The 18,437-nt window shown below is 69.7% G+C and carries 16 protein-coding genes, 2 tRNA genes and 1 pseudogene; 9 read left to right on the top strand and 10 right to left on the bottom strand.

Annotated elements, in window-relative coordinates; all coding sequences use genetic code 11:
- Window positions 1–194 precede the first annotated feature (194 nt).
- Both OHB13_RS12600 and OHB13_RS12595 read left to right on the top strand, forming a co-directional pair.
- On the top strand, window positions 195–737 hold the full coding sequence (locus tag OHB13_RS12600; protein WP_266856727.1) for a hypothetical protein: 543 nt from the start codon (window positions 195–197) through the stop codon (window positions 735–737).
- A gap of 1 nt (window position 738) precedes the next feature.
- Window positions 739–1,407, top strand: a complete 669-nt coding sequence (locus tag OHB13_RS12595; RefSeq protein ID WP_328377146.1) for a class F sortase — start codon at window positions 739–741, stop codon at window positions 1,405–1,407.
- 368 nt (window positions 1,408–1,775) lie between these two features.
- Here the strand turns inward: OHB13_RS12595 and OHB13_RS12590 are convergent.
- Window positions 1,776–1,849, bottom strand: a tRNA-Lys gene (locus OHB13_RS12590).
- Between the two features lie 176 nt (window positions 1,850–2,025).
- Here OHB13_RS12590 and OHB13_RS12585 point away from each other — a divergent pair.
- The 4 genes and pseudogenes from OHB13_RS12585 to OHB13_RS12570 all read left to right on the top strand — a co-directional run bounded on the left by OHB13_RS12585 (window position 2,026) and on the right by OHB13_RS12570 (window position 7,500).
- Window positions 2,026–3,594 carry a peptidoglycan-binding protein gene (locus OHB13_RS12585; protein WP_328377145.1) on the top strand — a complete coding sequence of 523 codons (1,569 nt, stop codon included), beginning with the start codon at window positions 2,026–2,028 and terminating at the stop codon, window positions 3,592–3,594.
- A 44-nt stretch (window positions 3,595–3,638) separates the two neighbouring features.
- Window positions 3,639–4,931: pseudogene (locus tag OHB13_RS12580) on the top strand (SPFH domain-containing protein); the annotation flags it as partial.
- 231 nt (window positions 4,932–5,162) lie between these two features.
- Complete coding sequence (locus OHB13_RS12575) at window positions 5,163–5,762, top strand: lytic polysaccharide monooxygenase auxiliary activity family 9 protein (protein ID WP_266856733.1); 600 nt, start codon at window positions 5,163–5,165, stop codon at window positions 5,760–5,762.
- A gap of 79 nt (window positions 5,763–5,841) precedes the next feature.
- On the top strand, window positions 5,842–7,500 hold the full coding sequence (locus OHB13_RS12570; protein ID WP_328377144.1) for an AMP-binding protein: 1,659 nt from the start codon (window positions 5,842–5,844) through the stop codon (window positions 7,498–7,500).
- A 104-nt stretch (window positions 7,501–7,604) separates the two neighbouring features.
- Here the strand turns inward: OHB13_RS12570 and OHB13_RS12565 are convergent, their stop codons facing one another.
- The 7 genes from OHB13_RS12565 to ehuB form a co-directional block, all read right to left on the bottom strand.
- The gene (locus tag OHB13_RS12565; RefSeq protein WP_328377143.1) at window positions 7,605–9,149 is read right to left on the bottom strand and encodes an MFS transporter; all 1,545 of its coding nucleotides are present in this window, start codon (window positions 9,147–9,149) and stop codon (window positions 7,605–7,607) included.
- Window positions 9,150–9,395: 246 nt separating this feature from the next.
- Window positions 9,396–9,469: transfer RNA gene (locus tag OHB13_RS12560), tRNA-Lys, on the bottom strand.
- 73 nt (window positions 9,470–9,542) lie between these two features.
- Complete coding sequence (locus tag OHB13_RS12555; RefSeq protein WP_266856739.1) at window positions 9,543–10,301, bottom strand: IclR family transcriptional regulator; 759 nt, start codon at window positions 10,299–10,301, stop codon at window positions 9,543–9,545.
- Window positions 10,302–10,465: 164 nt separating this feature from the next.
- Complete coding sequence (gene ehuA, locus OHB13_RS12550; RefSeq protein WP_266861043.1) at window positions 10,466–11,233, bottom strand: ectoine/hydroxyectoine ABC transporter ATP-binding protein EhuA; 768 nt, start codon at window positions 11,231–11,233, stop codon at window positions 10,466–10,468.
- A 115-nt stretch (window positions 11,234–11,348) separates the two neighbouring features.
- Window positions 11,349–12,002, bottom strand: coding sequence for an ectoine/hydroxyectoine ABC transporter permease subunit EhuD (gene ehuD, locus OHB13_RS12545; protein ID WP_266856741.1), 654 nt, complete (start codon window positions 12,000–12,002; stop codon window positions 11,349–11,351).
- On the bottom strand, window positions 11,999–12,670 hold the full coding sequence (gene ehuC, locus OHB13_RS12540) for an ectoine/hydroxyectoine ABC transporter permease subunit EhuC (protein ID WP_164264788.1): 672 nt from the start codon (window positions 12,668–12,670) through the stop codon (window positions 11,999–12,001). The genes ehuD and ehuC overlap by 4 nt, the downstream gene beginning before the upstream one ends.
- Window positions 12,667–13,497, bottom strand: coding sequence for an ectoine/hydroxyectoine ABC transporter substrate-binding protein EhuB (gene ehuB, locus OHB13_RS12535; protein WP_266861045.1), 831 nt, complete (start codon window positions 13,495–13,497; stop codon window positions 12,667–12,669). The genes ehuC and ehuB overlap by 4 nt, the downstream gene beginning before the upstream one ends.
- A 200-nt stretch (window positions 13,498–13,697) precedes the next feature.
- On the opposite strand from ehuB, the gene OHB13_RS12530 reads away from it, so the two are divergent.
- Window positions 13,698–14,198: a DUF3830 family protein gene (locus OHB13_RS12530; RefSeq protein ID WP_328377142.1), complete on the top strand. Its 501-nt coding sequence runs from the start codon at window positions 13,698–13,700 to the stop codon at window positions 14,196–14,198.
- A 20-nt stretch (window positions 14,199–14,218) separates the two neighbouring features.
- Here the strand turns inward: OHB13_RS12530 and OHB13_RS12525 are convergent, their stop codons facing one another.
- On the bottom strand, window positions 14,219–15,616 hold the full coding sequence (locus OHB13_RS12525; RefSeq protein ID WP_328377141.1) for an amidase: 1,398 nt from the start codon (window positions 15,614–15,616) through the stop codon (window positions 14,219–14,221).
- On the bottom strand, window positions 15,609–16,580 hold the full coding sequence (locus OHB13_RS12520; RefSeq protein ID WP_328377140.1) for a D-2-hydroxyacid dehydrogenase: 972 nt from the start codon (window positions 16,578–16,580) through the stop codon (window positions 15,609–15,611). Before OHB13_RS12520 ends, OHB13_RS12525 begins: the two co-directional genes overlap by 8 nt.
- A gap of 151 nt (window positions 16,581–16,731) precedes the next feature.
- Between OHB13_RS12520 and OHB13_RS12515 the strand changes: the two genes are divergently transcribed.
- Both OHB13_RS12515 and OHB13_RS12510 read left to right on the top strand, forming a co-directional pair.
- Entirely contained in the window at window positions 16,732–17,568 is an 837-nt protein-coding gene (locus tag OHB13_RS12515) for a decarboxylase (RefSeq protein ID WP_266856749.1), read from the top strand.
- Window positions 17,565–18,290: a maleate cis-trans isomerase family protein gene (locus tag OHB13_RS12510; RefSeq protein WP_328377139.1), complete on the top strand. Its 726-nt coding sequence runs from the start codon at window positions 17,565–17,567 to the stop codon at window positions 18,288–18,290. The genes OHB13_RS12515 and OHB13_RS12510 overlap by 4 nt, the downstream gene beginning before the upstream one ends.
- The last annotated feature ends 147 nt before the right edge of the window (window positions 18,291–18,437 follow it).

Genomic DNA, 18,437 nt, shown 5'->3' with positions numbered 1-18,437 from the left:
GCGGGATGGTCACCGGAGATCCGAAAGGTACGGGGGCTCCGAGCGGCCATCCTATTCACGCCGGTCCGGTGGCCGGAACGGGGGCGAACCGCTTCGGCGACATCGGCTGCGGGCGCCCCGATCGGACGTATGTGCGGCATTCCGGGATGCGCGATGGCTTCCCAGGCAGCAACCTTCGTAACAGGAGGTTCACTATGCGTCTGATACCCATCACTCTCTGTGCCGCAACGGCGGCCGCGGCTGCCCTGTTCCCCGCAGCCGCGATCGCGGCTCCGGCCGAAGGGTCCTCGGGGACGGTCACGGTCAGTCCGTCCGTCATCGCCCCCGGTGAGGAGGTGGACCTCAGAGTGAGCTGCAGGAGCGGCAAGCCGTTCGGCAGGTCCGACGCCTTCGACTCGCAGGCCCAGTTCTCGCCCGCCGCCGACCGGGGCTCCATGTACGCCGCCGCGCGAATCCGCGCCGACGCGGAGTCCAAGGACTACACGGTCCAGGTCAAGTGCGGGCGCACCGTTGTGACCGGCACGATCACCGTCGTCCGGGAGGGCGGCGACCATCACCGTCCCATGCCGCTGCGCACCCCGATCGCTCCCGTCCACGCGGGTGGCGGGGCCACCGCCACGGTCGCGGCCCAGGAAGCGGCTCCGGGCACCGGGCACACCGTCGTCGGCCTGGTGCTCGCAGGGATCGCCGCCGTGGCAGTGGCCGGGCGCAGCGTCCGGCGCCGGCGCAGCAGCTGACATGTCGTCCGAAGGCTCGTCATCGGGAAGCGGCCGGCTGCTGACCGGGGTCGCCTGGGCCGTACTGCTGCTCGGGCTGTGGCTGTGGGGCCGCCAGATCACCGAAGGCCCCGAGGGGAGTTCGGGGCCGAAGACCGGCGATGTGGCCGCGGTGGGCCGCCCGCTCGGCGTCTCGCTGCCACCGGCCCATGACCCGCTCGCGGGAGAACGGCCGCGGCGGGTGCAGATCCCCTCGGTCGGGATCAACGCCCCGATCGTGCCGCGGGGGCTCGACGCACACGGTGCGGTCGACCCGCCGCCGTTCGGGGCTCCGGGCGAGGTCGGCTGGTTCGGTGCCGGCACCCGTCCCGGCGCCGTGGGGGCCGCGCTGCTGGTCGGCCATGTCGATACGAACACCAGGAAAGCGGTCTTCTACGGCCTGAGTGCGGTCCGTCCTGGCGAGAAGGTGCGGGTGACGGGCTCTGACGGCTCGGTCAGCGAGTTCACCATCGACGATGTCCAGGTCTTCCAGCGCAGCCACTTCAACGCGAAGAAGGTGTACGGGGAGCGGGTGCACGGCCGTGCGGAGCTGAGGCTGATCACCTGCGGCGGCTCGTTCGACCGTACGACGCGGGCATACAGCGCGAATGTGGTGGTCTCGGCCTACCTCACGGGTGTGCCGAAGAAGTGAGCGGCCGGAGAAGGAGGGGCTGGGGTGAGCGGCCGGGTGGGTGGCGGGCTATTTTGGCCAGGATTCGCCCGGTCTGTTCGGTATCTGCCCGGTCTCTGTGACCTGTTTGATCTACTCGGCCGAATTTGTTTCGCTCGATCCACTGAGATCCACCGTGGGGCACACCAGAGGGGCGTCCGACCGGGCGCCCCTCTGGTGTGCCGTGTGCGCCGGGCCGACGCGGGGTACGTGGGTGTGCCCCGATCGGGCCTCAACTCCCTTGTGGTGCAGGTGAGATGAAGTGGACCGGAGCCCCCGCGTCCGGGTGGCTGGGGGAGGGGAGAACGACCGAAGCCCCCCACCGTGAGGTGGGGGGCTTCGGTATCGCGTGCGCCGCCAGGGACTCGAACCCCGGACCCGCTGATTAAGAGTCAGCTGCTCTAACCAACTGAGCTAGCGGCGCCTGCTGACCTGGAGAACTTTACCGGACCGGCGGAGGTGCTCCGGACCTCACGACAGGTCATATGTTCCTTTTCTCCCCATTCAATCCGTCAAAATGCGATTCGTCCGCATAGTTGAGAAGCTGACGACCGTGCAGATGCGTCATTGCGGAACTTCACCAACGCGGAGGGGACACGTATGACGGTTCCGGTCTTCGAGGAGTACGAACCTGCGAGCGACTGCGGCTGTGCGGGGTGCGTCGAGTGGCGCCGCTCGGCCTTCCACGCCCTCTCGCTGAGAGAGGGCGGCCACCCGGCGGCCCACGGCGCGCGGCGCGCGCTCGTCCTGGCGACCGCCGCCGGAGTGGTACTCGGCGGGGGGACGGCGGCGGCTGCCTCCCCCGGCCCGGGCGGCCAGGGCCAGGAGCCGGCCGCGGCGCCCGCCGAGCCCACGAAGCTGCCCGCCACCACCAGGTCGGCGATCATCAGCCGCGCCGCGAAGTGGGTGGCGGCCAAGGTCCCGTACCGCATGGACAAGAACTGGAAGGACGGGTACCGGCAGGACTGCTCCGGCTTCGTCTCGATGGCCTGGGGGCTGAGCGGGAGCGAATGGACGGGAAACCTGGCCCAGTACGGGGTGCGGATAGACAAGAACAATCTCCGGCCCGGCGACATCCTGCTGTTCCACAACCCGGCGAACCCCAACAAGGGCTCGCACGTCACCATCTTCGGTGGCTGGACCAACTCCGCCCACACCTCCTACCTGGCGTACGAGCAGACGCGGCCGCACACCCGCGCGCAGTCGACCCCGTATGCCTACTGGTCCCACTCCAGCCGCTATGTGCCCTACCGCTACAAGGGGCTCAAGGCCGGCAGCGGCGGTTCCCGGCCGGCCGTCGCCCACCCCGGGGCGAAGTCCTTCGGGAAGGGCGCGAAGAACGGCAACGTCACCCGGCTCGGCCGGATGCTCGTCGCGCGCGGTGGCGGCCGTTTCTACCTGCAGGGCCCCGGCCCGAGGTGGGGTGGGGCCGACCGCCGGGCCACCCAGGCGTTCCAGCGAGCCCAGGGGTGGACCGGCTCCGACGCGGACGGGATGCCCGGCCCCGTCACCTGGAACCTGCTGGTGAAGGGCGGCGGCAAGAACATCCCGCCCGCCGGCAGGAAGACCTCACCCACCGGCAAGGACACCCGGCCCGCAGGGAAGGGCCGTACCGCAGGGAAGGGCCGTACCGAGGGCAAGGGCACCACCGGCAGCAGTAGTGCGGGGAGTCCCATCAGCATCAGCAAGCCCACGCACATCAGCAAGCCCACGCACACCAGCAAACCTGTCCCCACCATCAAGCCCGTCCCCACCACCAAGCTCACCAGCACCAACAAGCCCACCAGCACCGGTAATCCGCCCACCGCGAGCAGCCCCGGCAGCCCTGTCGGCACCAGCACCCCCACCGGTCCGGCCACCCCTGCCGGTCCGGCCACCCCCACCCCCGCCCGTACCAAAACCCCCGCCCGTACCAGCAGCGCGGCGAGCGACAAGGCCTTTCCCGGTGCCTCGTTCTTCAAGCCGGGGCAGTCCGGTCCCCACGTGGAGCAGCTCGGCAAGCAGCTGGTGAAGAAGGGCTTCGGCAAGTACTACAAGGCCGGTCCCGGGCCCCGGTGGTCCGAAGCGGACCGGCGCAATGTTCAGGCGTTCCAGCGGGCCCAGGGATGGACCGGCGCGGCGGCCAACGGATATCCCGGCCCCGAGACATGGAGGCGACTCTTCGCATGACCGAGACGACAGCAGCAGCCGGTGGACACGCCGGGCTCGGCGGGCAGGCCGAACCTGTGGGGCCAACGGACTGGCCCACAGGGCCGATTGAGCGGGTCGATCCCCTGGAGCAGGCCGGGCAGGCCGGGCAGGCCGGGCAGGCCGAGTGGGCCGAACAGATCGAGTCCGCCGAACCGGTCGAGCCGAGGCGGTTCGAGGAGCCGGCCGGGGGTCGGCCGGCGATGCGCAGGGCCTCGGTCATCATGAACGAGTCCACGACGGAGATCCCCGTTCACCTGCTGTTCCGTGACGATGCCCCCGGGTCCGTGGCGACGGCCGTACGGACAGTCGGGCGGCCCGCGGGTCGTCCGGGGGTTCCCACCGGACCGAAGCGGCAGCCGGCCCGGACGGACGCCCGCGTCCAGGGCTCCGTCCGGCCCGCACCGTCCGTCGACCCCCGGCTTGCCGAGCGCCCCGGGGCCTCGCTGCCCGGGGCCCTCGCGCTGCTCGGCGGCGCCGTCGCGCTCGTCGGTTTCGCGGTGGTGCTGTGGAGGGCCGGGGCGGTTCCGGCCCCGTTGGCCGCACTGCTGCGGCTGGACACGGTGCCGTACGACGGGATCGGGCCCGAGGCGGGTGCGGTGCTCGCCGTGCTCGGTGCGCTGGCGCTCCTCGCGTTCGGCGGGCTCGGGCGCGGGCGGGTCGGCCACGCGTGGGTCCTCTCACTCTTCGGCGACTACCGGGGGAGCGTGCGGCGGACCGGGCTGGTGTGGATGAGCCCGCTGGTGCTGCGCCGCCGGGTCGACGTACGGCTGCGTCACTGGCGCAGCGAGCCGCTGCCCGTCGTCGACGCCGACGGCACGGCCCTGAGCGTCGTCGTCCTGGTGGTGTGGCGGATCAAGGACACGGCCAGGGCCGCGTACGCGGTGGGGGACCACGAGGCGTATCTGTGCGAGCAGGTGGAGGCGGCGATGGCCCGGGTGCTCTCGCAGCTGCCGGCCGACGCCTTCCACGAGGACGGTCCGACGCTGCGCGACAGCGAGGCGGTCGGTGACGCGCTGACCCGGATGGTGAGGGCGGAGACGTTCCCGGTCGGCATCGAGGTGTTCTCGGCGCAGCCGACCCGGATCGAGTACGCCCCGGAGGTCGCGGGCGCGATGCAGCGGAGCCGGGTCGCCGCGATCGACGCCCGGCACCGGGACACCGTGCTGACCTCGGTGGTGGACGCGGTGGACGACACGGTGACCCGGCTGACCGCGCGCGGACTCGTCGAGCTGGACGGCTATGAGCGCAACGCGCTCGTCAGGGATCTGACGGTCGCCTTCTACTCGGGGCGCAGCGGCATTCCCTATCCCTCCTGAGCCCTCTCCAGGGGCCGACCCGCAGTCCTTGCGCTTCCCCACACTCCTTGTCCGCCCCCGCGCTTCCCCGCACTCCCCGTCATCCCCCCCCCGCGCTTCTCCTGCCCGTCCCTCGGAATTGGTGCAGACCTGTGTTTGATATGGACACGGCGAACTGGTGTCCATACCCTGAGCCTTGGTCTAGACCGCAGCTCGGCACATCGAACTCCCCCACGTTCCGAGGAGTGCAGTATGCGCAAGAAACTGGGTGCGGCCGTGGTCGGCCTTGCCGTGGCGGGCGTCTCCCTGCTCGCCACTGGCAGCGCCAGCAGCCACGGGTACACCGACCAGCCCATCAGCCGTCAGAAGCTGTGTGCCAACGGCACCGTCACCAACTGCGGTGCCATCCAGTACGAACCGCAGAGCGTCGAGGCGCCCAAGGGCTTCCCCGGCGCCGGGCCCGCCGACGGCAAGATCTGCTCCGGTGCGCACGACGACTTCGCCCAGCTCGACGGGGCGAAGGCGCCGGACGGCGGCGCCTGGCCCACCACCAAGCTGACGGGTGGCCAGGCGTACACGTTCCGCTGGCAGTTCACCGCCCGGCACGCCACGACCGACTTCGAGTACTTCATCACCAAGAACGGCTGGGACGACACCAAGCCGCTCACCAGGGCCGACCTCGAACCGCAGCCGTTCATGACGGTCCCGTACGGCGGTCAGCAGCCGCCCGGAACCGTCTCGCAGCAGGGCACCATCCCCACCCAGAAGACCGGCCACCACATGATCCTCTCCGTGTGGAACATCGCCGACACGGGCAACGCGTTCTATGCCTGCTCGGACGTCAGCTTCTGACGGGCGGTGCGCTTCCGGCCGTTCAAATCCCTGACGGATGCGTTCAGTTCTGACGGGTAGTCAGTTATCCTGCGGCGCCATGAGGAGCGCAGACACCTTCGCGGAGCTCGTACAGCGTCAATGGGGCGACCAGCGGCCCGGCCTGAAATCCGGTCAGCTGATCCTGAGCCACCATCAAGTCGCCTCGGGCGCTGCCGCACGGGCCGCGCTACTCGTGGATCTGCTCCCGGCCGGAGCCGAGCCCCACATCGGGGTGCTGCTCCACAACACCCCGGAATTCCCGCTCTGGCTGAGCGCGGCGGCCCTCGCGGGGGCCGCCGTCGCCGGGATCAACCCGACGCGGCGCGGGGCCGAACTGGCCCGCGACATCGTGCACACCGACTGCCGGGTACTGATCACCTCGCGGGAGCTGCTGCCGCTGCTCGACGGCCTGGAACTGCCGGGCGTACGCATGCTGGTCACCGACTCCGACGCCTATCGCGAGCTGCTCGCCCCGTACGCGGACGCCGTCCCCGGCGAAGCGGTCGTGGCGCCGGTGTCCCCGTCCGCACGGATGCTCCTCTACTTCACCTCGGGCTCCACGGGCGCCCCCAAGGCCGCGATCTGCACCCAGGGACGGCTGGCGGCGGCCGGACAGTCCCTGGTCACGCACTTCGGGACCGGCGGGGACGACGTCCACTACATCTGTATGCCGCTGTTCCACGGCAACGCGGTGATCGCCAACTGGGCCCCCGCCGTGGCGGCGGGCGCCGCCGTCGCGCTGCGCCCCCGCTTCTCGGCCTCCCGCTTCCTGGATGACGTACGGGCCCACGGCGCCACGTACTTCACCTATGTCGGCCGGGCCGTGCAGTACCTGCTGGCCACACCCGAGCGCCCCGATGACCGTGCGCACCCGCTGCGGACCGGCTTCGGCACGGAGGCGGGGGCGGTGGACGCGGCGCGTTTCGCCGAACGGTTCGGCGTGCGGCTGATCGAGGGGTACGGATCGTCCGAGGGCGGCGCGGCCGTCCAGCACACCGCAGGCACACCCCCGGGCGCGATCGGCCGGGCTGCGCCGGGTGACGACCTGGCGGTGGTCGACCCGGACACCCTCGACGAGCGGCCCCGTGCCGTCTTCGACGAGCGCGGCCGCCTCACCAACGGCACTGAAGCGATAGGTGAGTTGGTCAACCGGGGGCCCAACCCGTTCGAGGGGTACTGGCGCAACGAGACCGCCGACGCGGACCGCAGACGCAGTGGCTGGTACTGGACCGGTGACCTCTTCTACCGCGACGCCGATGGCTTCCTCTACTTCGCGGGCCGTACGGACGACCGGCTGCGCGTCGACAGCGAGAACCTGGCCGCCGCCATGATCGAGAACATCCTCGCCCGCTGGAAGGACGCGGTGGCGGTCGCGGTGTACGCGGTACCCGACCCGGTGGCCGGCGACCAGGTGATGGCGGCGCTCGCCCTGCGCGAGGGCGCCGCCTTCGATCCGGTGGCCTTCGCGGACTTCCTGCGCGAACAGCCCGACCTGGGAACGAAGATGGCGCCCGCCTACGTACGCATCGTCCCCGCGATGCCGGTCACGGCGACGAACAAGGTGCACCGGGTGGGGCTGCGCCGTGAGGGCTTCCGCTGCGGGGATCCGGTGTGGCGGGCGGTGGACGGAGGCTACGGGCAGCTGACTGCGGAGGACGTGGAACGGCTGGTGGCGGAGTACGGGGCGCGGGGGCGCGCCGAGCTGCTGACCCGATAGCGGTTCCGGCCCCGCCGCGCCAGGGGACGGGCGGGGCACTGCGCCTCCTCCGTCCCGCCCACCCCGCCGGCCTGCCACCCTCATTCGCCCCGGCCCCGCCCGGACTACGCCGCCAGCTCCGCCGGAGCGCCGGCCGCCTCATGCCTCACCGCGTTCTTCCGCCCCCGCAGCAGCACCACGGCCAGGACCGCCCCCGCCAGCAGCAGCACCGCGCCGCCCGCCGCCGCGAAGTGCATCCCGTGCACGAACGCCTCCTGCGCCAGATGCACCATGCCCGGGTCGCCCACGGCCCGTGCGCCGCCCAGCGTCTCCCGTGCCTGGTGGGGCGCCGACGCCGGAATGTCGGCGCGGTAGACCGCCGTGCCGATCGAGCCGAGTACCGCCATTCCCATCGCCCCGCCGAACTCCTGCCCGGTCTCCAGGAGCGACGCTGCGGAACCCGCCTTCTCCGCGGGGGCCGACCCGAGTGCCAGGTCGGCGACCAGCGCCATCACGGTCACGATGCCGGAGCTGCTGACGGCGGCACCGGCCAGCAGCAGCCAGAGCGAGTGCGTACCGGTGAGGTTCAGTACGACGAACCCGGCCGCCGCGATGACGAACCCGGCGGCGACCACCGATGACCGCTGCACCCGCTGGGCGACGGCGGTGGCGGTCGGCGCGGCGATCCCCACCGAGACCGACGGGGCCAGGGACCAGAGCGCGGCCTCCATCGTGCTCATCCCGAGCACCGACTGGAGGTACTGCGTGGTGAAGTACGAGGACCCCATCATCGCGAACGCGGCCAGCGCGTTGAGCGTGATCCCGGCGCCGAACTCGCGTTTCCGGAACAGCGCGCGGCTGATCATCGTGGAGCGGCCCGAGCGCTGCCGCTGTACGAAGACCGCGCCCACGGCCAGTCCCGCCAGGACGCACAGCAGCATCGGGACGCTGAAGCCGTGCGCGGCCATCTCCTTGATGCCGTAGATCACCGGAAGCACGGACCCCATCGACAGCGGCACGCTCAGCAGATCGAACCTGCCGGGCTCCGGGTCCTTGAACTCCGGCACCAGGACGGGGACCAGGACCAGCAGCAGCACCATCGCGGGCACATTGATCAAGAAGACCGAGCCCCACCAGAAGTGCTCCAGCATGATGCCGCTCATCACGGAACCGAGGGCGATCCCGCCGGCCATGGCGCCCGACCAGATACCGACCGCCTTCGTGCGCTGCTTCGTGTCGGTGAACATGTTGCGGATCAGCGCCATGGTGGAGGGCATCAGCGTCGCCCCGCCGACCCCGAGCACGGCCCGTGCGGCGATGAGCATCTCGGCGCTCTGCGCGTACGCGGCCCCGACGGATGCCACACCGAAGGCCGCGGCCCCGAACAGCAGCAGCTTCCGGCGGCCGATCCGGTCGCCCAGCGAGCCCATCGTGATGAGCAGCCCGGCCAGGGCGAAGGCGTAGATGTCGAAGATCCAGAGCTGCTGGGTGCTGCTCGGGTCGAGCTCCCGGGTGATGGACGGGATGGCGAAGAACAGGACGGACACGTCCATCGAAACCAGCAGAAGTGGCAGGAGCAGGACAACGAAGGCGGTCCACTCCTTGCGGCCGGCGCGTGCTGTTGTCGGGTTTGGGTTCGTCGAACTCGTGTCGTTCGTCGGCTGACTCATGACGGCGACTGTACGAGCGTCATAGACGCTTGTCTAGTACGCGTGTGTAATACGACTGTATGGATCTCGGGATGTGCGGAACTGGGCTTGCGGGGAACTGGGCTTGCGCGGATCTGGGCATGTGCGGATCTGGACATGTGTGGGTCTGGACATGTGTGGGTCTGGACATGTGTGGGTCCGGGGTTCGAGTCCCTGGCCCCGAACACGAAGAAGCCCCCCGCTTTCGCGAGGGGCTTCTTCCGTCTGTGCGCCGCCAGGGACTCGAACCCCGGACCCGCTGATTAAGAGTCAGCTGCTCTAACCAACTGAGCTAGCGGCGCCTGCTGACTCGGAAATAGTAGCTGGTCCGGCGGGGTGCTCCAAACCAGGTCGGGATCGCCCCCGGAACCGGCCTCAGATGGTGAGCGAGAGCACTACGGGGGCGGCCTGCCGGTTCAGCGAGTCCGCCGCCGCGCGCAGCCGGTGGGCGTGCTCGATCGGCAGCGAAAGGGCCAGGCATCCGACAGTGGAGCCCGCCGTGAGCGGCACCGCGGCGCAGACCGTGCCCACCGCGTACTCCTGGATGTCCAGCACCGGGACCGTGGCCGGCTGAGCGTCCAGCTTGGAGAAGAGGACCCGCTCGTTGGTGATCGTCTTCGAGGTGAGCCGGGCGATCTTGTGGCGCGAGATGTGGTCCCGGCGGGCGTTCTGGTCGAGCTGGTTCAGCAGGCACTTGCCGGCCGCGCTGGCGTGCGCCGACGAGCGGAAGTCCACCCACTCCTGGACCGCGGGCGTCAGTGGCCCGTCGGCGACCTGGGTGATCTTCATTTCGCCGTCGATGTACCGGCTGATGTAGACGGCGGCACCGACCGAGTCCCGCAGCTGGTCCAGAGTGTTCTGGAGCTTGGCCTGAAGTGCTGCCTCGCGGGTGGTGCCGGAGCCGAGAAGGACGAGTGAGTCGCCGGTGATGTAGGCGCCGTCGCTGACCTGCTCGACGTACCCCTCGCGGCGCAGCATCAGCAGCAGGGAGGAGAGGTGGAAGGTGGGCAGGCCGGTCTCACGCGCGATGTCGGAATCGGTCACGCCCCCGCCGTACCTGGAGACGGTCTCCAGTACGCGGAGCGCGTACTGCACCGAATGGAACGGCGCGGTCGGCTCGGGCTTCAGCGCCACGGTTCCCCCTACAGGTTGTGACCGCTTGCTCGCGTACCACGATAGCCGCCAAGGGGCCGTTGTGGGGGGCCTGTTGATGACTTGCTGGCGCGCCCCGTGCCGTCAAGCTGGGGCGCGCCACCATGGCATATGCCAGAGTCCTGGTTCCGTCCGGGAGTCTCAGGTCAGAGCACTGCGCTGAGGAACTCGCGCGTACGTTCGTGCTCCGGGTCGCTGAAGATTTTTTCCGGAGAACCGGACTCGATCACCTTGCCGGAGTCGAACATCAGCACGTCGTCGGAGATGTCCCTGGCGAAGTTCATCTCGTGGGTGACGCACAACATGGTGATGTCGGTCGTACGGGCGATGTCGCGCAGCACGTCGAGCACCCCGGCCACCAGCTCCGGGTCGAGCGCCGATGTGACCTCGTCGAGCAGCAGCACCTGTGGACGCATCGCCAGTGCGCGGGCGATGGCGACGCGCTGCTGCTGGCCGCCGGAGAGCTGGTTCGGCTTGGCGTCCGCGCGGTCGCCGAGTCCGACCAGGTCGAGCAGGCCCTTGGCCCGTTCGGATGCCTCGTCCTTGGACATGCCGAGGACCCGGACCGGGGCCTCGGTGATGTTGCGCAGCACCGACATGTTCGGGAACAGGTTGAACTGCTGGAACACCATGCCGATGTTCTTGCGCACCTCCCGTATCTGCTTCTCGCCCTTCGACGGGAAGAGCTGATCACCGTTGACGGTGATCACCCCCTCGTCCGGCTTGAGCAAGGTCATCAGAAGTCTGAGAATCGTCGTCTTCCCGGAACCGGAAGGTCCGATCAGGGTGACGTGCTTGCCCGGCTGGACCGAGAAGCAGAGGTTGTCGAGGACGGTGTTCTCGCCGAACCGCTTCGTGACGTTGTCGAAGCGGATCAGCTCGTTCGCGGTGACCGGCTTCGTCGGGGTCTTGATGACCTCGGCCGCCGTGGTGGCCGAGGTGGTCCCGGCCTTCTCGGTGGTCTCGGTGGTCTCTGCGGTGCCGGTGGTCTCGGCGTTGTCGGCGTTGTCGGGGGTGTTGGCGTTCGCGTCAGCGGACAAGGCGGCGCTCCAGGGCTCGTACAAGAAGAGATGCCGGGTAGGCGATGACGATGAAGGCGACGCCGACGACGGTGAGCGCCTCGTTGTACTGGAAGGTCATGCCGCCCTGCAGGCGGGCCTGACCCAGCAGGTCCAGCACGCTGATCGCGACGACCAGAGGGGTGTCCTTCAGCATCGCGATGACGTAGTTGCCGAGCGCGGGAAGCACCCGGCGGATCGCCTGCGGCAGTATCACCGCGGTCCAGGTGCGGCTGCGGGGCAGGGAGAGCGCGGTGGCCGCCTCCCACTGCCCGACCGGCACCGCGTCGATGCCGGCCCGGTAGACCTGGGCGGTGTACGTCGAGTAGTGCACGCCGATCGCGACCGTGCCGGTGGTCAGCGCGGAGAACTGGATGCCCCACTCGGGAAGCACGAAGAAGAGGAAGAACAGCTGCACCAGCAGGGGGGTGTTGCGGATGAACTCGGTGATGAAGTTCACCGGCCACCGTACGAAGCGTGTCTTCACGCGGTAGCAGAGCGCCCAGACCAGACCCAGCGCGAAGGAGAGCACCGAGCCGAGCACCAGAATCCGGAGGGTGGTGAGCAGCCCGTCCCAGAAACGTGGCATGAAGTCCGCGACGGCGGACCAGTCCCAGCTGTTCATCGGGCACCTCCGGTGGCCGTGAGGCCGAGATTGGCCCGGGTCTTGCGCTCAAGTGCCCGCATCCCACGGGTGAGTACGAACGCGATGACGAAGTAGATGACCAGGACCACGGAGTAGATCTTGGAGCTCTCCTGGGTGGCGAGCCGCACCAGGTAGGCGGCGAACGACACGTCCCCGACACCCAGCAGCGAGACCAGCGCCGTGCCCTTGAGCAGCTCGATCAGCAGGTTCGAGAACGGCGGCATCATCTCGGGTATCGCCTGCGGCAGCAGGATCAGCCGCATCCGCTGCCACGGGGTGAAGTTGAGCGCGACACCCGCCTCGCGCTGAGCGGGCGCGACCGCGTTCAGCCCGCCGCGGACGATCTCGGCGCCGTATGCCCCGTACGAGAGGCCCAGGGCCAGCACCGCGGCCCACATCGGCACCAGCGCCCAGCCGAACAGGTTCGGCAGCACGAAGAAGATCCAGAACATCAGCACGAGCGAGGAGGTGCCGCGGAAGATCTCGGTGTAGAAGCCGGCCAGGAAGCGCACCACGCGGGAGCGGTGGGACCGCGCCATGCCGATGCCGAAGGCCACCACGACGGCCAGAGCGGCGCTGTATATGGTGAGTTGGATGGTGATCCAGATGCCCGGAAGCACCCAGTGCTGCCACAGTCCGGACGTCATGATGCGCACAGCTCCTTGGCCGTCAGCGTGGTCATCTCGTCCTTGGTGAAGCCGAACGGCCGCAGCACCCGGAAGAGTTCGCCGCTCTTCTTCATCTTGTGGATCTCGACGTTGAAGGCGTCACGGAGTGAGGTGTCGGTGCGGCGGAAGGTGAACCCGCCGCCGTCGATCTTCTTCTTGCCGTCGATCGTGGTCGCGAAGGCCTTGGTGGACTCGGCCTTGTGACTCTTCTTCACCACCTCGCGGACGGTCAGCGCGGTACCGGCGAAGACATCGACCCGGCCGGACTCGACGGCGTTCAGACCTGCCACCTGGTCCTGGAGAATGACGATGTCCTTCTCCTTGTAACCGGCTGCGACGGCGTAGGCGATCTCGGCGTACGCGGTGCCGGTGGCGAACTTCGCCTTGGCCTTCACGCAGTCCTGGTAGGTGTGGAGGTTCTTCGGGTTGCCCTTGCGGACGATGAAGGCATCCAGCATCTGGTACTCGGGATCGGCGAAGATCACCTGCTGGCAGCGGTCCTTGTTGATGTACATACCGGCCGAAACGCAGTCGAACTGCTGCGAGTTGAGCCCGGGTATGAGAGAGGCGAAGTCCGTTGCCACTGGTTGAACATGGCCGACACCGAGCCGTTTGAAGATGATCTTCGCGAGTTCCACGGCCTCGCCGGTGAAGTCCCCCTGCTCATTGATGTACCCGTACGGCACCTCACCCGCGATGCCGAGCCTGACCGTGCCCTGCGACTTGAGCCTGGCGAGGGTGTCTCCGGTCGGTACCCGGGCGCAGCCGGCTGCCCCGAGCGCCCCCGCGGCGCCCAGACCCGCCATGCCGAGCAGCAGTGAACGGCGGCGTATGGTCTCGATGGGGCGAATGAGGCGTCTTGTGGTGCTTCCTGAGTCGTTCCCTGGTGGTGAAGCCATGGGCGCGCGGCTACCCGCCCCAAGCCGAGGTATGCCGGTCAATTTCAGCCCCTCGTACGGAGAGGCGGCCTTGACCGCGTGGGGGCCCAGGGGGAAACCATGGGGGGATGAGCGATCGATTCGTGGAACTGTCCCTCGACAAGCGCGGTGTGAGCTGCACGGCGAAGCTCCTCGACGACAAGGCGCCGGTGACCTGTGCGGCGGTGTGGGACGCGCTCCCGCTGGGCGGGGACGTCTATCACGCGAAGTACGCGCGCAACGAGATCTACACCCTGGTCCCCGGCTTCGCGCCGCAGGAGCCACCACTGGAGAACCCGACGGTCACCCCCATTCCGGGGGATCTGTGCTACTTCACCTTCTCCGAGACGGTGTTGGGGACGGATTCGTACGGATACGAGACGGCGGCCGACCACCGCGGGCGTACCACGGTGGTCGACCTGGCCCTGTTCTACGAGCGGAACAATCTGCTCATCAACGGGGACACCGGCTGGGTGCCGGGGATCGTGTGGGGCACGGTGGTGGACGGGCTCGACCGGATGGCGGACGCGTGCCAGGACCTCTGGCGGTCCGGCGCGACGGGCGAAACGCTCAACTTCCGCCGGGCGTAGGTCCCTTCCGGGGGCGTGCGTTACGGAGCGGCCACCCCTGCGGCCACCCCCGCCTCGTACAGCGTGTGAGCGGCCCGCAGTACCACCGCGTCCGCGTGGCGTGCGCCCACCAGCTGCACCCCGACCGGCAGTCCCGCCGCGTCCGTCCCGCAGGGCACCGTGGCCGCGGGCTGCTGGGTCAGGTTGAACGGGTACGTGAACGGGGTCCACCCCGTCCAGCGCCGGTGCCCCGAGTCCCGGGGGGCCTCAAGCCCCGCCTCGAAGGCGGTGATCGGCAGGGTCGGGGTGACCAGCAGGTCGTACTGCTGGTGGAAGAGGCCCATGCGCCGGCCCAGCTCCATCCGTACGTCCACGGCCGCCAGATAGTCCAGCGCCGAGTACCGCTCGCCCTCCGCGACGACCTCCCGCAGACCCGGGTCCAGCAGCTCGCGCTGCTCGCGGTTCAGATGCTCCGCCACCCGGGCAGCCCCGCTGAACCACAGGGTGTGGAAGGCGGCGACCGGATCGGTGAGGTCGGGATCGGTCTCCTCGACGTACGCCCCCAGCTCGGCGAGGCGGCTCACGGCGTGCCGGACCGCCGACGCCACCGCGGGGTCGACCGCGACCTGGCCGCCGAAGGCCGGCGAGTACGCGATCCGCAGCCCCTTCACCCCGCCGTCGAGAGCGGCGCGCAGGCTGCCGTCGGGCGGGGCCAGCTGCGACCAGTCGCGCGGGTCGGGGCCGCTGATCACATCCATCATCAGTGCCGCGTCCGCCGCGTCCCGGGTCATCGGCCCGACATGCGCGAGCGTCCCGAAGGCGCTCGCCGGATAGAGGGGGACCCGTCCGTACGTCGGCTTCAGACCGAAGATCCCGCAGAACGACGCCGGGATGCGGACCGAGCCCCCGCCGTCCGTCCCCAGACCCATCGGCCCTGCCCCGAGCGCCACCGCCGCCGCCGTCCCGCCGCTCGATCCGCCCGATGTGCGGGTGGTGTCGTACGGATTGCGGGTCACCCCGTGCTGCGGCGAGTCGGTGACGCCCTTCCAGCCGAACTCGGGCGTCGTCGTCTTGCCGACGAAGACCGCGCCGTGCTCCCGCAGCCGGGCCACCGACGGCGCGTCCTCGTCCCAGCTCCCGTCCGGCCGTACGGTCCTCGACCCGCGCAGCGTCGGCTCCCCGCGCAGCAGCAGGATGTCCTTGACCGTGACCGGCACACCGTCCAGCAGCCCCTGCGGCTCTCCCGCGCGCCAGCGCGCCGCCGACGCCGCGGCCTGTTCCAGGGCGGCGGCCGAGTCGATCCGGACGAAGGCGTTCACTTCGGGCTGGACCACCTCGGCCCTCTGCAGCACGGCGCGGGCCACGTCGACCGGGGTGAAGCTGCTCTTCCGGTAACCGGCCAGGAGTTGTCGGGCGGTGAGGTCGCAGAGCTCAGTCATGGCTGTGGACGTACCCACGTTTCTTATCGACCACGTTCGGCAGGGGCTCCCCGTTCGCCCACTTGTCGTACAGATCGAGGAACTGCTCGCCGAGGTCGTCGCGCCAGCCCACGGTGTCGCCGCTCATGTGCGGCGAGATCACCAGGTCGGGGACGTCCCAGAGCGGGCTGCCGGAGGGCAGCGGCTCCTCCGCGAAGACATCGAGCGCCGCGCCGGCCAGCCAGCGCTTCCCGAGCGCCTCGGCCAGGTCGTCCTCGACGACGAGCGCTCCGCGCCCCACGTTGATGAAGTGCGCGGACGGCTGCATGGTGCCGAAGGCGTGCGCGTCGAACATGCCGCGGGTGGCGTCGGTGAGCGGCGCGGCGCAGACCACCCAGTCGGCGCGGGGCAGCAGCAGATCGAGCTCGTCCTGGCCGTGCACCTGACCGCGCGCGGTCCGTCCGACCAGCGCCACCCGCACCCCGAGCGCCTTCAGCGTGGTGGTGATCGCCCGGCCGATGGGCCCCGACCCGACCACCACCGCCCGCGTCCCGGCGACGCGACGGGTCTCACGGTGCTGCCAGCGCCGCCGGCGCTGGAGCTCCAGCGTGCCGGGGAGGTCCTTGGCGAAGGCGAGGACGAGGCCCGCGACATACTCCGCGATCGGCTGGTCGAAGATCCCGCGGGCATTGGTGACCACGGTGTCCGAAGCGGCCAGTTCGGGGGAGATGAGGTGGTCCACCCCGGCGCTCGCGGTATGCACCCAGCGGGGGCGCGGACCCTCGCCCGGCCACGCTCTGCGGACCGCGTCGGAGAGGAAGTCCCAGACCAGCAATACGTCCGCGTAGGGGAGTTGGTCGCCGAGGGTGTGGGCGTCGGCGTGCACGATGTTCGCCCGGCCGGCAAGTTTCCCGAGGCGCGGAGGGGGGTCGGCGTCCAGCACGAGAAGGGTCGGTTCAGCGCTCTGTGCAGCGGGTTCGGGCATCTGCGCGGTCCTTCGACAGGAGGCGGTCGGGTTTCGTCGGAGTAAGCACATTGCAACGTCTGACATGTACGGATTGACCGGGCTCGCACCGTGACCCTACCGTCGACAGCAGAAGCACAGCGGCCTCACCCACATCACTTGGGGGGCAGTAATGGACATCTCCTTCCTCGGCGGACCACAGCCACAACGCGGTGTGGGTGTCGTCGCCCCTTTTGACTTCGCTCTCGACAGGGAGCTGTGGCGGTGGGTGCCGGACGACGTCTCGCTCCACCTGACGCGTACCCCCTTCGTACCGGTCGAAGTCTCCCTGGATCTCGCCCGGCTGGTCAGTGAACACGAGACGCTCCGCGAGGCGGTCCGTGCACTGGGCGCGGTCGCCCCGCAGGTCGTGGCGTACGCCTGCACCAGCGGCAGCTTCGTCGGCGGAGTAGCCGGAGAACGGGCCATGTGCACCGCGATGACGGCGGCGAGCGATCTGCCGTCGATCACCACGTCGGGCGCTCTCCTGGAGGCTTTCCGGGAGCTCGGGGTCCGGCGGATCGCGCTGGTCACGCCCTACACTGAATCTGTGACGTCCTCCCTGGAGGAATACCTCGGCGAAGCGGGGACAGTCGTCACCGGGCGGGCCTTTCTCGGTCTCACCAGACACATCTGGAAGGTCCCGTACCGCGATGTGGTGGACATGGCTCGACAGGCGGTGATCGGTTCGGCGGACGCACTCTTCATCAGCTGTACCAACCTTCCGACGTACGACGTGATCCCGCAGCTCGAAGCGGAGCTGCGGATGCCGGTGCTTTCGGCGAACCAGGTCACGATGTGGGCGGCGCTGCGCTGTATCGGTGCCCACGCCGTCGGTCCGTACCAGCGGCTGCTGATCGAGTCCGCGCCCACGCCCGTACCCGAGCCGGCACCGGCACCCCTGTCCGCGCCGGAGCCCGCCAGCGCAGTGGCAGAAGATCCGCCCGAAGAGCAGGGAGGCTGGACATGACAGCGGTCGGGTTCCTTTACCCGGGGCATTCCGCGGAGGACGACTACGAGCGCATCGAGCAGCTCCTGGCGTCCGACGTGAGACTGTCCGTCGTCCACACCGACATCGGCGAGGACGCGCACCGGGTGGACGCGCTCATCGAGATGGGCGCGGCGGACCGGCTCGCGGCAGGCGTCGAGGAGCTGCGGCTCGCCGGGGCCGAGGCAGTGGTGTGGGCATGTACGAGTGGCAGCTTCGTCTACGGCTGGGACGGGGCGCAGAAACAGGTCAGGGACCTGGCACGGGCGGCCGGAATGCCCGCGTCCAGTACGTCCTTCGCCTTCGCGCACGCGATCCAGTACCTCGGTGTGAAGAAGGTCGCCATCGCCGCGACGTACCCGGAGGACGTCGCGGCCTACTTCGCCGCCTTCCTGAAGGGTGCGGGTGTGGAGGTCACGGCGACCCGCGGCAGCGGCATCATCACCGCGGCCGAGGTCGGCACCTGGGGCCGGGACGAGGTCATCGAACTGGCGCTGTCCGGGGACCATCCCTCCGCGGAGGTGCTGCTGCTGCCCGACACCGCGCTGCACACGGCGGCGTATGTGCAGGAGCTGGAGCAGGTCCTGGGCAAGCCGGTGCTCACCGCGAACCAGGTGTCCGTGTGGGAGGGGCTGCGGCTGGCCGACCGGAAGGTCCCCGGGGAGCGGCTCGGGAAGCTCTTCGCCCGGACGGACCGGACGTGAACCGGTAGACATGACTCCGGTGGACATGACTCCGGCGGACGTGAACCGGGCGGGTGGGGCCCCGGCGGTCATGGCCCGCCCGGTAGCGGTGCGGGAATAACCGGAGACCGTCCCCTGTTGCTGCGGCTGTACCTGGCCGACAACCAG

The organism is Streptomyces sp. NBC_00440, assembly GCF_036014215.1.
Taxonomy (GTDB): domain Bacteria; phylum Actinomycetota; class Actinomycetes; order Streptomycetales; family Streptomycetaceae; genus Streptomyces.
The sequence above is the reverse complement of the archived record's forward strand: the minus strand, read 5'-3'. Positions and strand labels throughout refer to the sequence as shown.